Source organism: Helicobacter canis (genome assembly GCF_008693005.1).
Taxonomy (GTDB): domain Bacteria; phylum Campylobacterota; class Campylobacteria; order Campylobacterales; family Helicobacteraceae; genus Helicobacter_B; species Helicobacter_B canis.
Map to the genome: position 1 here is coordinate 20785 of NZ_VXKE01000012.1, position 15900 is coordinate 36684.

General features: G+C 47.6%; 13 protein-coding genes. 3 read left to right on the plus strand and 10 right to left on the minus strand.

Annotation, left to right across the window (positions count from 1 at the left end; genetic code table 11):
- Nucleotides 1-32: 32 nt before the first annotated feature.
- From F4V45_RS03965 to F4V45_RS04005, 10 genes are all read right to left on the minus strand, one after another.
- Nucleotides 33-614: a hypothetical protein gene (locus tag F4V45_RS03965; protein ID WP_150337164.1), complete on the minus strand. Its 582-nt coding sequence runs from the start codon at nt 612-614 to the stop codon at nt 33-35.
- A gap of 31 nt (nt 615-645) precedes the next feature.
- The gene (locus F4V45_RS03970) at nt 646-2133 is read right to left on the minus strand and encodes a GspE/PulE family protein (RefSeq protein ID WP_170235158.1); all 1488 of its coding nucleotides are present in this window, start codon (nt 2131-2133) and stop codon (nt 646-648) included.
- The gene (locus tag F4V45_RS09405; protein ID WP_170235159.1) at nt 2048-2806 is read right to left on the minus strand and encodes a hypothetical protein; all 759 of its coding nucleotides are present in this window, start codon (nt 2804-2806) and stop codon (nt 2048-2050) included. The genes F4V45_RS03970 and F4V45_RS09405 overlap by 86 nt, the downstream gene beginning before the upstream one ends.
- Complete coding sequence (gene mshL / locus F4V45_RS03975) at nt 2796-4361, minus strand: pilus (MSHA type) biogenesis protein MshL (RefSeq protein WP_150337166.1); 1566 nt, start codon at nt 4359-4361, stop codon at nt 2796-2798. Before mshL ends, F4V45_RS09405 begins: the two co-directional genes overlap by 11 nt.
- Nucleotides 4358-4687: a hypothetical protein gene (locus F4V45_RS03980; protein ID WP_150337167.1), complete on the minus strand. Its 330-nt coding sequence runs from the start codon at nt 4685-4687 to the stop codon at nt 4358-4360. Before F4V45_RS03980 ends, mshL begins: the two co-directional genes overlap by 4 nt.
- Nucleotides 4687-5229 carry a type II secretion system protein M gene (gene gspM / locus F4V45_RS03985; RefSeq protein WP_150337168.1) on the minus strand — a complete coding sequence of 181 codons (543 nt, stop codon included), beginning with the start codon at nt 5227-5229 and terminating at the stop codon, nt 4687-4689. Before gspM ends, F4V45_RS03980 begins: the two co-directional genes overlap by 1 nt.
- Nucleotides 5222-6526, minus strand: coding sequence for a hypothetical protein (locus F4V45_RS03990; protein WP_150337169.1), 1305 nt, complete (start codon nt 6524-6526; stop codon nt 5222-5224). Before F4V45_RS03990 ends, gspM begins: the two co-directional genes overlap by 8 nt.
- A gap of 160 nt (nt 6527-6686) precedes the next feature.
- Nucleotides 6687-8435 carry an asparagine synthase (glutamine-hydrolyzing) gene (gene asnB, locus F4V45_RS03995; protein WP_150337170.1) on the minus strand — a complete coding sequence of 583 codons (1749 nt, stop codon included), beginning with the start codon at nt 8433-8435 and terminating at the stop codon, nt 6687-6689.
- The gene (locus tag F4V45_RS04000) at nt 8405-8632 is read right to left on the minus strand and encodes a hypothetical protein (RefSeq protein ID WP_150337171.1); all 228 of its coding nucleotides are present in this window, start codon (nt 8630-8632) and stop codon (nt 8405-8407) included. The genes asnB and F4V45_RS04000 overlap by 31 nt, the downstream gene beginning before the upstream one ends.
- Nucleotides 8633-8739: 107 nt before the next feature.
- The gene (locus F4V45_RS04005) at nt 8740-10989 is read right to left on the minus strand and encodes a TonB-dependent receptor (protein ID WP_246145021.1); all 2250 of its coding nucleotides are present in this window, start codon (nt 10987-10989) and stop codon (nt 8740-8742) included.
- A gap of 288 nt (nt 10990-11277) precedes the next feature.
- On the opposite strand from F4V45_RS04005, the gene F4V45_RS04010 reads away from it, so the two are divergent.
- From F4V45_RS04010 to F4V45_RS04020, 3 genes are read left to right on the plus strand one after another with little or no spacing between them, the layout of a single operon-like run.
- Nucleotides 11278-12711 (plus strand): MBOAT family O-acyltransferase, encoded by a 1434-nt coding sequence (locus tag F4V45_RS04010; protein ID WP_150337172.1) that lies wholly within the window; start codon nt 11278-11280, stop codon nt 12709-12711.
- Nucleotides 12711-14009 (plus strand): SGNH/GDSL hydrolase family protein, encoded by a 1299-nt coding sequence (locus F4V45_RS04015; protein WP_150337173.1) that lies wholly within the window; start codon nt 12711-12713, stop codon nt 14007-14009. The genes F4V45_RS04010 and F4V45_RS04015 overlap by 1 nt, the downstream gene beginning before the upstream one ends.
- Nucleotides 14002-15654, plus strand: coding sequence for a GDSL-type esterase/lipase family protein (locus tag F4V45_RS04020; RefSeq protein ID WP_170235160.1), 1653 nt, complete (start codon nt 14002-14004; stop codon nt 15652-15654). The genes F4V45_RS04015 and F4V45_RS04020 overlap by 8 nt, the downstream gene beginning before the upstream one ends.
- Nucleotides 15655-15900 lie beyond the last annotated feature (246 nt).

Here is a 15900-nt window from a genome sequence, read left to right on the forward strand (position 1 = left end):
CAAGCACTCCTAAAGCAAGCAGCCCTAAACTTTTATGCCCCCCCCCCCAAAGAATTATTAAAAGAATTATTAGTAGCCATAGTAGAAGCAGCAAGCTTGCTTGCCTGCTCTAGTGGTGCTACAAATGCTTGCAGCACCACTACTGCTATAAAGCTTGCGCACATATAGGCAATGTCGCTTAGGATATTGCCACTTGCAAAGGATAAAAGCATAGGGTTTAGCGCGAAAGCTAGTGTGAGCGTGATGCTAGCTCCCATAGAAAACCGCCTAGATACATAGCAATAAAAGCAGATGATAAAGAGTGAAAAAAGCGCGATATTGACACATTTAAGCGCGAGCAGATTCTCCCCAAAAATTGCAAGCACTGGCGCAAGCAGTAGCGGATACCCCCACGGATAGACATTTGGACCATAGGGGAAGTCATTAAGACTCATCATTAGTGTGTTATTAGCGATTTGGGTGGGGATTGTGCCAGCGATTAGGGCTTTTGCTTGGGCGATGTATTGGGAGAAGTCCCCGCCCCAGTTGTGGCTGCCATCTAGAAGGGCTAGCATAAGCGCAGCACTCACACACGCAAGCGCACAGGCGATGATAAACGATATAGATCTTTTCAAGCTAACTCCTTAAAATGCGAAGTATAGCATACTACCCTAGTAGGGCGATTTGGCGATAGTCGATATGCTCGCACTTGCTTAGGGCATCATCTTTGAGTGTGGGGAGCTTGCGCGCTACAAGTGCCTTACGCAAGGATAAACGCCAATCCCCAGATAAATCCTCCCAAAACAGCGCACGAAGCGAGTCATCAATGCTAAGGTGCTCTGCAAGCACTATGCGTCCTTTAATCCCGCTGCCATCGCAGGCTTCACAGCCCCTAGAGACATAGCCTTGCGGAGTTTTATGCTTGCAGTTATCACAAAGCTTGCCTACAAGCCTTTGGGCTATGATACACAGCAGGCTTGTCGCTACCACAGAGCGCGCTGCTCCCATTTCAAAGAGCCGCTCAAGGCTAGAGATACAATCGTGGCTATGCAAGCTTGCTAGCACTAAATGCCCTGTAAGGGAGGCATTAAGGGCTAGATCTAGGGTCTGCTTATCGCGGATCTCGCCTACTAGGATAATGTCTGGATCTTGGCGCAGGGTGGATTTTAGAGCTTCATAGAAGGAGAATCCTATGTCTTCATTAAGCTGGATTTGCGTGGCTGATGAGATTTGATACTCGATAGGATCTTCTATGGTGATGATCTTTTTCTCCAAGGTTTGCAGCTCCTCTAAGAGTGCGTAGAGGGTGGTGGATTTCCCGCTGCCTGTTGGTCCTACGACAAGGATAAGTCCGCTTTTTTTAGTGATAGAGTCTCGTAGCGCACTTGCAGTGCTAGGAGATAGCCCAAGGGTATCAAGGCTAAGGTGAGTAGTGTGCTTATGCAAAAGGCGCACGACAATAGACTCTCCATACAAAAGCGGCATACAGGATATGCGGAAGTCATAGTCCTTGTGTAAAAAGTTTTTTTGCATTCGCCCATCTTGGGGTAGGCGTGTTTCAGTAATATCAAGCCTAGAATCTAGCTTGATTTTACTTGAGAGCTTGCTAAAGTCATCAAGCTCTATGCGCCCAATCTCGCGCAAGATCCCATCAATCCTTAGGCGGATACTTGCATAGTGGGGCTTATGCTCGATATGCACATCGCTTGCCCCAAGTGCTAGGGCTTGCTCCAAGAGATAGTGCAGCCTAGAATCCACCTCATCAAGTAAGTAAAAATGCTCCACAAAGCCCACCGCCTTTAGAATCCAATAAAAGCAAAACGAGCTTTCAAGGCAGAACTCTAGCTGCTTGCCTAGAGCTAGGTGCGGAGCTAGATGATGGGCTAGGAGCTGCTTAGAGTGCTCGCTAGGCTTAGCTAGCACGATTGTGATATGTGTGTCAGTGGCTGCATAAATGATCGCGCCAAATTTCTCACATAAACTTGCAGGTAAAATCTCTGTGTGGAGCTTGCGTGGGGCAAAGCTTGATAGATCTAGCTTTCTGCTTGTTTCTACCATTTCTAAGCTCCTAGAATCCATAATAGCGTTTAGCTTGGAGGTAGAGTGTATAGGCGGCTTGCTTTTGCTCAATGCTTGCGTGGTAGTCTTGCTCAAAGGAGAGCCAATACAGCTCCCATACTTCCTTGCCACCATTGTGGAGTAAAAATGCACGATATAGCCAGATTCTAGCGCGTGTAAAATCTTGTGCTAGAAGATTGCTTTTAGCAATGCTTAGGGCATTTGTGTAGGTGAGATTACCTGTGATAATGCTCTCTTTCTCATCGGGGATTGGGATTGCTGGAGGCTTTGTGCTTAAGGCTTGGAGCGAGTCCCCCATACCGATGTTGCCTTTACTTGGGGTGCTAGTTTGTGGGCGAGCTTGCTTGGGTGGGCTTGTGGGGAGAGTGGTAGGCGTGCTAGATTCTAGGGCTAAGGCTTTGCGCAAGCTCTCTTGGTGCGCACTTTGACGCTCATAGAGTATGCCTAGCACAAACACACTCCACAGCCCAAAAAACACACTCAAACACAGCAGGGCTAGAGTGATGAGTGCGTTTCTTTTGGCTAGGCATTGTGCAAGGAGTGTGCGCAGAAGCGTTGCAGTATAAGTGCTTGCTCGCTTGCAAAATGCCTTTGCCTTATTTGCTTTAGTAGTTATTTTATCAAGCAGCCTATATGTTTGGTGCATTTTGGGCTTTAGGGCGGCACAGATTCTAGTGCAAGTGAGAGTAAGCTTTGTGCGCATTTGTGAAAGCTTGCTTGCGGTGGATTTTAGGGATCTAGGCTTCATTGATTGTGTAGGGCGTGCTTTGATTATCGATAATGGTTGGGGTGATGATGATGACCATTTCGCGCTTTTGCTTTATGCTCTTTTTGTAGGAAAAGAGGTATTTGAGCAGGGGGATTGAGCCTAGCAGGGGGAGCTTTTTGGTCTGTGTAGAATCTGTCTCGCTGATAAGCCCGCCTAAAATCACGCGCTGCCCATTTTGTATGCGCACAATGGAGGAGAGCTGATTGGTAGAGAGATTGGGCGGAGCGTTTAGGGCTTGGGGCTGGTTTTCTATGGAGGGGTCTTTTGCCGCGGTTATGGAGGGGTTGATTTTTAGGATAATTTCTTGCCCATAGATTGAGGGCGTTACATCAAGCAGCACACCGCTAAAGACGCTTGGGTATTGGTAGCCGGTGTTTTGGATTGTGCTGGAGTTGGTGGAGGTCTGGTAGATTAGGCTTTGGGAGTAGCGCAGGACATTGCCCACAGAGATGATGGCTGGCTGGTTGTTTAGGGTGATGATTTTTGGGTTGGAGACGGACTTGGTCTTGCCATATTCTTGGAGAAACTGCACGATTTGCCCGATTGATAGATCTTGCGAGAAGACATATACGCCATAATTTAGCCCGCTAGAGCTAGCACTAAAGAGCGGGGTGGAGGTGTTTGGCGCGGTGTTAATGCCTAGCTCAAAGAGCTTGCCCCAATTTACGCCGATCGTGTTTATATCGCTATGCTCTATGTGGAAGATTTGCACATCGATTTGCACCTGCTCTCTTAGGCGCGCTTGCAGGGCATCTAGGTAGATTCTAGCGCGATCTAGCTGGCTTGGTGTGGCATTTATGGTGATGAGTCCTGCGCCTTTGTTGATGATAATGCGTGGGTGCTTGGGATTGTAGCTGTCGTTTTCTTGGTAGATTATGGCGATAAGCTCATTTTCTAAATCGCCCCAGAAATTTAGCTCATCAATGGAGTAGATTTTCGTGCCTGACTTGCCAAAAATTGGGCTTTGTGTGCCTTGGGTTAGGGCTTTTGTCTGTATGTCATCGCCTAGGGGGTTGGTGGCGTAGGGCTGGTGGTAGCTTGTGTGTGGGGTTAGGGACTGGGCTTGAGACTCTTGCCCATAGACGACATCGGTATTGGAGCTGCCCACGCGTGCGGTGGCGATGTAGTTGATATGGAAAGTTTGCGTGCGTAGGTGGCTAAAGCGGATAAGCCCCTGCTCTAGGGAGTAATGTGTATCGCTGGCTTTGGCTATGGTGGAGAGGATCTCTTGTATCTTTGCCTTGTGGAAAGAGAAGCTTACTTTTGTTTTATCTAAGGCGTTTTGGGCGTTGTTTTCTAGGATTAAAGAGAGCTTGCACTCAAGTGCGATCTCTTCTAGTAGGAGCTTGGGGGAGAGATTGGGCTTGCTTTGGAGGGTGAAAGATCTATTAGCACATTCATTAGCTTGGGTTATGGAGAGTAAGAGGGTGCATACTAGCAATATAGCTAGAATCCGGTGCGGAATCTGGCGCGCAAAGCTAGCGCAGTAGAATCTAGGCTTAAGTGAGTGTGTGGCAGATTCTAGGGCAATCATTCAAAGACTCTTTTTTGCAGGGCTAGGGTCTTTTTGTTGCCCTTTTTGTCTATGAGTGCGACTTCTTGTGCGTTGATATGCGTGATGATAAAAATGCCGATTTTATCGCCCACCTTATACCAAGTGTTGTGGATTAGGGCTTTGTGGTTTAAAATCGCAGAGACTTTGAGCTCGACTTCCTTTTCGCCAAAGACATTATATATGCGATGATTATGCGCTGGAGGCTGGCGCAAAAGCACGCTTACTTGCTCTTGCAAACTTTGGGGTAGGCTTTGGGCAAAAAGGGGTAGCATACACAGCTGCATAGCCCACACACACCGCTTCATCACAGCTCTTTAAGCTTATGGAGTGTTTCTCCTAGATTTAGCACATCAAAGGACAGCTCTAGGCTACTTGCAAAAGGGGCGTTAATGGCAAGATTTTCGATGAAGACAAAATACTGCGCTTCTAAGAGCTCAATAATATCTTCTAGCATATCCACATCACCCATAGTGCTAAAGGATAAATGCGCGCCTTTGCGCTTCTCACCCTTGCTAAAGCTCGCTAGCTTTGTGGCAAGCTGGGCATTGGTAAGTGCGCGCTCTTGCAGGCTATGTAGGAGCTGCTGCTTGTAGGCTAGGGTGCTTGCTAGCTCTTCTTGGCTTGAGTTTGCTTCTAGCTGGGCTAAAGTGGATTCTAGCTCGTTTGCAAGCTTCTCTTGCGTGTCATAGGCAAACTTGCTTTGTGTCAAGGTAGTATCAATTGGCGGTAAGATCACAAGGAAAGCCACGCCAGCGCACAGCACCAAGGGCAGGGCAAAGAGCGCGAGCTTTTCGCGCGCACTTTTTTGCATAAGCCAAAGATCGCAAGCGGTAAAGAGTCTAGGCATAGCCGATCTTTAGCGTGATTTTTGTGCCAAAGACATCGCTTGGGTTTGACTCTTCTTCTGTGGAGATGATTTCAAGGTTTAGACTCTGCTGCAAGGAGAGTAGCAGGGTTTGGAGATTTTCTTGATTTTGCGATTGGCAGGAGAGCTCTAGGAGTGTCTCGCCCTTTTCTAGCCCACCACTTAGCTGCAAATAAGTGATCCAAGTCTCGTGCTTGCGCGCGATTTGCGAGAGTGTGGAGAGAATCTCTAGGCGAGAAGTGTAGCGGGACTTAATGGTGTAGAGATGGTGGATAGTGTCGGTGATTTGGGTGTTTTGATGAGGTAGCTTGCTTATGGCTAGGTTTTGGGACTTTAGAGTTTGGGTGAGCTGGGCATTATGCTCGCGTAAATCGCTTGCTTGGTTATCAAGGTAGCTCGCATACAAAAGCTTGCAAAATGGCAGCGCAAGGATAAGCACGCAGCACGCCACAAGCCCCAGCCCCTGCCAGAAGCTACTTGTTTGTAAAAGCTGCTTGGCGTGGGGATTATGGAGCGGGGTAAATCGCTGGGAGTGCAAGGAGTCATCAAGGATCTGGTAGAGTGGCTTTGTGATAGGCTCTATGCGCACTAGGCTAGAATCTAGCGTGCGTGGATCTAGCGCATTTGGCAAAAGATCTTGCGAGAGATCTTGCAAAAAGTCTTGGTAGTAGAAGATCGCCTTAGGGCTGCCATACATTGAGCCAATGAAGCTAAGCGCATCATAGAGCGATGAGAGATCGCTGCACACGCACTCATAGAGTAGCGCGCCCTTGTCATAGACACAAAGCCAATCATCGAGTAAAAACACTCCGCTTACTTGCTTATCTTGCGCGAGTGGGAGCAGGATTAGTGGGATAAGGACTTGCGCGCTTAAATCTTCATAGATTCTAGGGCTAATGCTACTAGAATCTACTTGAGTCTCTGCAAGCTCGCGCGCGAAGATTTTGTATTGCCTTATAGGGGCTTGCGGGGCTGGCGCACCAAGGGGGATAGCACTAAAGAGATATGCCTTGCTAGGCTCAAGGATCTGCTTTTGCACGCAGATGTCATAGAGCTCTTTTTGGCTGGGGTCAAGCTTTGGGCAGGGGATAGTGGCTAGCTGTAATGATGAGTGTGAGATACAAGAGACGCGTATATGGCGGAAGCTAGGCTTGATAGCCTGCCCTTGATCGTTGAGAAATCTCATAGCAGAGCGTGGATTTTCTCTTGCATTTTCTTGTGGGCTTGCGTAGGCGAAATATTTTGCAGTAGTCGCATACTTTTGAGCCAAGCTAGTCATACATATCCTTACAATTTTGCAGGGGGGCGAGATTTGCTTCAAGTCTCTTTACACAAAAGCTTTCGATTCTAACTAAATGCCTAAATTTTTGTCAATATGGATTCTAGCTTTTTGCTCTAGATTGTTACATTTTATGCAAGCGTGCTAGCCCATATCTGCCCTAGAATCTAAGCGCGTATTGGGCTATGGACTTTTGCCATAGGTAAGGATTGAGCGCGCACCATACTTCTTCTGCGGTGTTTTGGGCGTTTTCTTGGGCGATATTGCCATTAGCTAGGGCTAGAATCTGCTCCTTTGTCTCTTTGGCATTAGGCACAAGGGGGCACTCTAGGAAGTCTTGAGAGTGCGCAATGTCTAAAAACCACTCTTTTAGCCCATTGTGGCTTTTATCTCGCGCTATCCAGTCTGCCATAGGCGCATTAAAGCCTAGCTTGGGCTTGCGCCAAGTAACAGAGCTTGGCATAAGTGTGCCAATGCTATCGCGCAAGAGCTTTTTAGTATAGCCGCCGCCGACTTTGTAGTGATAAGGCAGGCTAAACATAAACTCCACAAGCCTATGATCCATAAAGGGCATTCGTATCTCTATGCTTGAAATCATCGAGCATTTATCATAGTCGCGGATAATCACAGGTAGCAGCGTCTCAAAAAACAGCACATACAGCACTTGATTAAGCGTATCCATAGCTTTGAAATTTGGGTGGCTAGAATCCGCGCTTTTAATAATCTCTCTGCCGATAAGCCTTTTTACCCCCGTGCGAGCAAACATATTTAGACTAGATTTTAGCACGCTAAAAGTGGATTCTGGGTGCAGGCGCGTGCCATTAGTCGTGTGGCAAAGCTGCCATAATCGCAGTGGGTGATAGCGGCTATCCCACAAAGCATAGGGGATATGCCCATATCCGCAAAATAGCTCATCAGATCCGTGTCCATCAAGGCTCACGGTGATGCCATTGCTCCTTTGCTCTTTATAAATCAAAATATCGTGCAGGAGTATGCGCCCATAGAGATCTTCTAGCATATAGAAATATTTATAGATATTATCCCACTCCTTTAGCGGCTCAATCTCCTTAAAAGTCGCGTTTATACCGATATGATCGACTACTTGCTTGGCATACCAGCTCTCATCTTGGTGCGTGTCTTTAAAGCAGGCGACAAAGGCGTGCTGCCAGTCTTTTTGCGCTTCTGCTCCCTGCTTGGCAAGGTGTGCCATCGTGCAAATCACCGCGCTAGAGTCCAGCCCCCCACTAAGCGCAGTGCCTATGGTTACATCTGAGCGCATTCGCACTCTCACTGCATCGCAAAAGAGTGTGAAAAACTCCTGCTTTGCTAGCTCATAGGTGCTAGGGGCTGGGCGCAAGTGGTCTAGGATATTGTAGTAGCGCGTGGGGGTGAGGCTGCCATCTCCTAGATTGACAAAAGCATAGTGTGAGTAGGGGAAGCGGTAGATCCCATCTACTAGGGTATCGTGGGTTTGTGGATAGGAGAAGATATTTGCCCTAGCACTCATCGCGCTAAAGGTGTGTGATGGGGAAATTTGTGCTAAGTAGGGATAAATCGCTTTCATCTCGCTAGCAAAGATGAGCTGCTTCTCTCCTTTGCTCGTGGTGATAAAGGCGTAAAATAGCGGCTTTTTGCCGAAGCGATCGCGGCTTAGGAAAAGGCGTTTAGCTCTATGGTCATAAATTGCCAAAGCCCACATACCATTGAAGCGGTTTAAGCAGGACTCCCCCCACTCTATAAAGCTTGCTAGCGCGACTTCAGTATCACTTTGCGTGTGGAAAATATAGCCTTTGGCTTTGAGCTGCTCTTTTAGCTCGATGTAGTTATAAATCTCTCCGTTAAAAACTATGCTATAAAGCGGGCTTTGATCACTTCTATTTAGAATCCACTTCGCCCCCCCCCCCCGCAAATATTACTATTTGTAAAGTGCATTGGCTGATTGCTCTGCTCGTTGGTATCGATGATCGATAAGCGTCTGTGCCCTAGCGTGATAGACTCCCCTGCATACACGCCAAAGGCATCTGGTCCCCTGTGGGTGAGTGTGTGGAGTGCTTTGGTGAAATTTGCTTCATCGCTCCGCCCCAAAATCCCTAAAATCCCGCACATAGTAGCTCCTTGCATAAAAATGGCGAATTATACAATTTTATGCGCTGGCTTTCACTAAGAGCTGCAGCTACGCTTTGTTTCTTCATCTGCCTAGAATCTATAAAAGGCTAGAAGCTATATCGCCCTTGCACAAATAGCGTGCGCCCAGCTCCTATTAAGAATCCATAGCCCGCGATGGGGTCGCTTTTATCGCTGTTGTAATAGCTGTAATAAAAGGTATCAAACACATTGCGCACCCCAGCACTTAAAGAAAAGCCCCCATAGTTTGTCTCCACGCCAATATCACTTAGACTATATGCGGGGATATTGCCGCCTACAATGTCCTTTTGCGCGCCAAAGAAGCTATGCTGGGTCCATAGATTCCAGTGTCGCCCTAGAGAGAGACTCGCTCCTAAAGTAGCTTTGTAGCTGCTTGTGTAGGGGATAGCACGATTAGTTTTGCTGCCATTATCTTGCAAAATCCTTGCATCAACATAAGTGAAGCTCTCGCTAAAGTGCAGGACATCGTTGAAGAAAAACTGCTGGGAGAAAGCTTCCACCCCAGCGCGCTGCGTGAAGTCGTAGTTGTTGTAGCTTACGCCGCCTAGGGAGTGGGCATTGCCTATGGTGTAGAACTCATTAGTAGTAAGTGTGTAAAACGCGCTAAGAGATAGGCTCAAAAAATCGCCAAAAAAGTCCTTAATCCCCGCTTCTATGGTGTGGTATTCTTCCTTTTTGAGATTTGTAGCAGTGTAGCTCCTGCCATCGCGCTTTAGTAAAGAGTTGGGACTTGGGGAGAAAAAGCCCTTTTCATACTTCAAATACAGCGCGCCAGAGTCGCTATATGCATAGCTTGGGGTAAGCTCTAGGGCGTAGTTGTGTAGCGAGTCTTGCAGGCTGCCTTTGGCGGTGGTGGGTATTTGCATAGGGCGATTGCCCATAGTCATAGCTATGGTAGAGTCATAAGCGACATCAATGTCATAGTAAGCCCACTCATAGCGCGCCCCGCCTGTGAGTGAAAATCGCTTGGTAAAATCGTATTTTTCTATCGCAAAAGCCGCATTGCTCCACTTGCTGCCTTGAAATGGGATTTTCATCGTGTGGTCATATTTGCTGACTTGTTGCCCCATCATTGACACAGGATCGCCTTGCCAGAATATATGCTGATTCATCGCTCTCTCCCCACGATTGTAGATAGATTCTAGCCCGGCGATGAAGCGACCTTTATCGTGGTGTAAGTCGTATTTCACAATCGCACCCGCCTTTTTGTCGTCAAAAAATGAGCCATTTTGATCCGCGCGGACATTATTAAAGGCGTTCATATAGAGCGCGAGATTAGTCGTAGAATCCACATAATCAATGCGATTTAGGTGGAAAAATGTGCGCACATCAAGCTTGGATTGTTGGGTGAGATTTGCCACTAGCCCTAGGCTTGCATCAAGTCTGTGCTGCGTGTTGTGCAAGCTACCATAGCCAGCTTTGGTGCGCTCATCTCTGCTAGGGTTTGGCGTGATTTGGAAAGAATTGTTCGGGCTTGTTTTGATACTCCCACCAAAGTAATCTAGGCTAAAATCCATACTCACCCTATCGCCAAAATCTATGGCAAGAGAGCCGCTTGCCTGCGCTCCTTGGGTGAGATCGCCTACCCTTGGTCCGCCTTTATGGATATAGGCTGCGCCTAAAGAGACATAAATGGGACTGCGTGTATCACCTCTAAATTTTGTGCCAAGCTTCACATCAGCATTGATATTATTCCCTGTGCTAGCGATAATGTTGCCATAGCTAAGTCCCGCGGAGAAATAAGGCTTCTCATAGCGTTTTTGCGTGGTGATAGATACTACCCCGCCGCGCGTGCCATTGCCATACATCACCGCACCGCCGCCGGGCAGAATCTCTATGGCTTCTATGGAGCTAGGGGAGAGTGTGCTAATGGGCGTAACGCCGTGGCTAGAATCTAGCATATTTGTCGGCACGCCATTAACTAGCACTTGCACAGATGTGTTAGCTCGCGCGCCTTGAGAGCGCAGGTCGATATTGCTCCCTAGCCCTGTGTCATTAAGCTGGACAAAGGGCATATATTGGAAGATATTAGTGCTAGAGGTGTAGCCTTTATCAGTGATTTGGGATTTATCTAGGGTGTAGGTGTTGCGGTTTAGGCTATCTAGCTGGGCATTTTTCCTAGCAAATGCGCTGACTTGATTTAGCATTGTGGGGGTTTGAGCTTTGCTAGAGCCTAAAGCTTGGGGTAAGCTCTGGGGCGCGCTTGTCTCTTGGCTAGTTTGGCTAGATTCTAGTGGCTTTGCATTGGTGTTAGCATTTAGGCTTTGAGCTAGGATAAGCAAGCTCGCACTAAGTGAGAGAGTAAGGTTTGGTTTCATTATAGATCCTTTAAGAATATTTGGTGGTTTTGCCTGCGCAAGCGCAGCATTTATAAAATGGTAATAGTTCCTAATTTTTATTTATATGTTTCTTAAAAAATAAATATCATTCTCATTTTATGCAAAACTATCGCGGTGATACCGCATTTGCGCCCCACTCCTAGACTAAACATTAGCTAGCTCTGCTCTATGCAATGTGCTAGATTCTAGGGCGCGCTTCTTACGCCTTAAGCTAGGCTTTGCTATACTTCGCGCTTTAGATTCTAGATCTAGCGGTGTGGGAGCGGTATGTTTTTTTTCTCCATAGAGTTTGGGCTGGTGTTTGCGGCATTTTTTATCGCGTATTGGTGCTTGCATAAGCACTTAGCGTGGCAAAATGCCCTGCTGCTTGTCTTCAACTATGCGATTTTATGGGGGTTTGGGAGCTTTTACTTCGCGCTGGTGCTAGCGCTTTATACGCTCTTTATCTTTGGGGCTAGCTTTATGATAGCTGGGAGTTCAGGCAGTGGCAAGGCGGGGCTACTGGCTGCTATTACGCTGGTGCTATGCAATCTTAGCTTTTTTAAGTATTTTGCTAGCTTTAAAGATGGCTTTGAAAATCTCTTGCGCTTTTTTGGGCTAGATTTTATCGATATAGATATTTTGCTCCCTCTAGGGCTTAGCTTTTATAGCTTTGCTTCTATCACCTATCTTGTGGCAATTTATCACGCAAAGCACGCGCCAAGTGATTATGTCTATATCACTAATCCCAAGCTAGAGTCCTTGCCTAATCTCGCTATTTATCTCTCATTTTTCCCCACCATTATCGCTGGTCCCATTATGTGGAGTGATTTTTTCTTCTCTCAGCTAAAGTCTTTGCGGTTGTGGCAGAGCAAGAGTGCAAATCTCATCATCACTCTTTTGCTCTTTGGGATTGTCAAAAAGGTCTTAATCGCCACCTATGTGCAGGAATACACAGAGCCCATCTTGCGCAACCCACTTAACTACAACGCTATCGAGCTGCTGCTTGGGATCTTTGGCTATAGCGTGCAGATTTATTGCGATTTTAGCGGGTATGTCAATCTTGTGTGTGCGTTTGCACTAATGCTTGGCTTCACTTTGCCGTCAAACTTCAATATGCCCTATATGGCGCGCAATCTCAAGGATTTTTGGGAGCGGTGGCATATAAGCCTATCGACCTTTATCCGCGATTTTGTCTATATCCCACTAGGTGGCTCTAGGCACGGATTTTGGCGCGCGCAGCTTGCTGTGATGGTGGCATTTGTCCTCTCTGGGATTTGGCACGGCAATACGATCAACTTCCTTATCTGGGGGGTGCTGCACGGGCTAGGACTTGTGTGGCTAAATAGCCTGCGCGCTTTGGGGCTAGGGCTTGGCAGCGGCGTGCTTGCAGGCTTTGTGGCAAGAGCTTGCACCTTTTGCTTTGTAACATTTGCGTGGGTATTTTTCTGCTACAAGGATTTTGGTGATTCTATGGCGTTTTTGGGGGCGTTTGTGGAGAATTTCTCCCAGCCTATCCACTTGCCTGAAGTGGTGCTTCTAGTGGTGGGCTTTGTGCTTTTTGCTCTTTATCCATTGTGTGAGAGTCTCTTGCGGCGATGTGTTTTCTCTCTCTACAAAATCCCAAATATCTTAAAGCCCATTTTGCTAGGGGTCGTGCTTGTGGTGGTCTTTTGCCTAATGCCTGATGGGATTCCAAACTTCATCTACGCGGGGTTTTGATGCGTATTTATGAGTTTTTCCTAACGCTTGTGCTAGGCTTTGTGCTTGTGCTTGCAGTGATGAACAAAAGCGTGCTCTCCTACATCGAGCAAAAATACCACACCACGCCCTTTGACCCTAGCTCGCCTGTGCTTTACGCGCTAGGCACTCCAGCGCGCGCGCTAGATTCTGTGCGTGCGTGGCTTTTCCCATCTAAAGAAGAGCTAGCACTAAGTGTGCAAGAGCATAGCCTTGAGCCCGAGATAGAGCAAGAGCCAGAGCCAGAGATTGAGCAGGTGATCTACCCGCTTATCACGCAAGAGGGGCGCATTATCCTAGAGCCAGAATCTACCTTTTTGTTTATCGGGGACTCCTTGATGCAAGGGGTTGGTATGACGCTTGGCAGGGAGCTTAAAAAGCGCGGATTTAGCGTGATTGATATAGCTAAGCAAAGCACAGGGCTTACTTATGTGGATTTTTTTGATTGGGGTAAGACGCTTAACGATGCCTTTACCAAAAATCCGCATATCAAGGTCGTGGTGATTATGGTGGGTGCAAATGATCCCTACAATATGCCCAAGATCAAATACGCTAGCCCCGAGTGGGTGGAGGTTTATAGCGCGCGCATTAGGGCGATCTTGGAGACGGCAAATGCGCATAATGCCATTGTCGTGTGGTATGAAGCTCCCATTGTCAAAAAGCCTAGCCTTAATGCCAAGCTAGTGTTTTTAAACACCCTGTATGCTAGAGAAGTGGCGAGCTTCAAGGCAGTGTTTCTGCCATCAAATGCGGCTCTAGCACCTGAAGGAGTCTATACTGCTTATGGCAAAACGCAAGCTGGCAAGAGCGTGAAGCTGCGCGCAAATGATGGAATCCACTTTAGTGGAGATGGGTCTAGGGTGTTGGGGGGGCTGTTGTTAGAGCGGCTAGAGATGGTAGATTCTAGTGGGGATTCGGCTTTGGGTGAGCAATTTGACAAGATTGAAAATTTTGTGAAAGGCACGGACAGGGAGTCCGCTAACCTTCCCCAAAATTTTCAAAACTTGCAAAGCCCCACCGCAATTCCTAGAATCCTTGAAGAAGAAAATCAGGCTGAAATTGAAAACCAAGCTGAACGCGAAAAATCCGCCCCGCTAGAATCTAACTTTTTAGATTCTAGCTTTTCCCCGTCATTGCGAGATGATTTATCGGCGAAGCAATCCACAACGCCCAGCAATCACATTCTCCTAGATTCTAGTGCGCAAGTAGAATCTATGGATTCTAAAGACACATCAGCTGCCACCGCGCTAGAATCCTTGTTTATGAGCGATAATGACTAGGCTTCTACTTTTTTGCGCACTTTGTGCGTGTATCACTAGCTTTACCCTAGCTAATACACAAAGCTCAAAAGCCCAGCCCAGCTCCCAAGCCAAGCCCAAATCCACGCAGGCAAAGACTCCGGCTAAATCCAAGCCCCAAGCCAAAAAGTCTAAAAAAAAGCCCGCAAAGCCACTGCCCAAGCTCCCAGCCCAAAGCGTGCTAGACTCTATGGCAAAAAAGGGCGAGCTAATTGACTTTGGCGAAGAGAATTTCCCACATCTAGCTTATAAACTTGGGGGAGAAGCAGAGCCGCACACTAAGGATTTAGGGCTAAGGATCGCGGTGTTTGGGGACTCTCATATCGCAGGGGACTTTATCCCGCGCGTGCTGCGCGAGCGGTTTATGGAGGTGGATTCTATCGGCTTTGCTTACCCGATTTTCCCGGCATTCCACCAAAATCTGCTCACACACTACCAGCACAAAGGCTTTGAGCTTATCAACTCGCGAAAAGATGGGGCAAACAGCTACCCACTAGGTGGGATCATCGCGCGAGCTAAGCAAGAGGGCGCATTTGTGAAGCTCTCGCTCAACTTTTCTAAAGACAATCAAGACTTCAGCACGCGCTTTGTGTTTAAAGCTCCTAGCACTTTGGGGGCATTTGTGGTGAAGGATTCTAGCGGTAAGTCTAAGCGACTTGGGGCGAAAAAGGCGGATAAATGGCACATTAGCGAGCCTATGTCGCTGCGCTTCCCTATCCATATAGAGTCCCTACTGCCTAATGCAATGCTAGGAGGCTATATCATTAGCAAGAAAAACGACAACTATGTGATAAATCTAGGCATAAATGGCGCGCGCAGTGATTTGTATCAAAAGTGGGAGCAAGGGCTGTGGCAAGCGGAGCTAGAGGAGCTTGATCTTGATCTAATCATCTTATCCTATGGCTCAAATGACGCGATTGCTACAACGATCAACACCAAGCTCTATAAGCAGAACTTCGCCAAGCTTATCCGCACTCTGCGCAAGCTCCAGCCAAAGGCGAGTATCCTCCTGCTAGGCGCGCCGCAAGTGCGCTTGAAGCAAAAAAATGGCAGCTATGTCCAAAGCAAAAGCTATGAAAGCGTGCGCCAAGCCACAAGAGAGCTGGCTAAAGATGAGAACACGCTGTATTTTGATATGCAGGATTTTATCGATGAGAGCGGCGGGAAGCAAAAGTGGATCACGCAAGCTCTCTCCAAGCCTGATGTGCATTTGAGTCCCTATGGCTACAAGCTTGTAGCAGAGTCGCTTGCCTTGCACCTAAGAGAGCTAGCGCAAAAGCACGCCAAGCACCCTAGCAAAAAGCCAAAGCCCACCCAAAAGCCCCAAAAACTCACCAAAGAAGAAAAAGAAGAGCCAGATACAAAGGAGCAAGACTCTAGCCAAGAGCCTCAAAGTCTAGATTCTACACCCAAGTCAAAAGAGCTAGTGCAAGACCCACAAGAGCCAAGCCAAGCCCAGCCCCTAGAATCTAAAAAAGATAGCCCTAAAGCCCCCAAAGACTCCGCCCCACAAGAGCCAAGCCCTGCAAGCAAGCCCCAAAGCTTAGATTCTAGCCCTTTGCCTATGCCAGCGGAGTCTAGCGCACCAGAAGAGATATGGCAGGACTTGGAGCTTAAAGATTTCTAAGAGCCAAGCATTTCTAAAGAAACATCGCCTATCAGCGAGCGGTATCCCTTGTTTTCTAAAGAAACCTGCTGCGGCTTCGCCTCGCACCGCTGTCGCTTGTTTTCTAAAGAAACATCGCTTCGCTTGTTTTCTAGTGAAATCTGCTATAATCTGCGCTTTTATCAGCCCTAGGGCTTGATGTGTAAAGGAGAGAGTATGATGCGAGAGATGCCAGCCAAACGGGGGGGGGGAACAACTTAGGCGCGT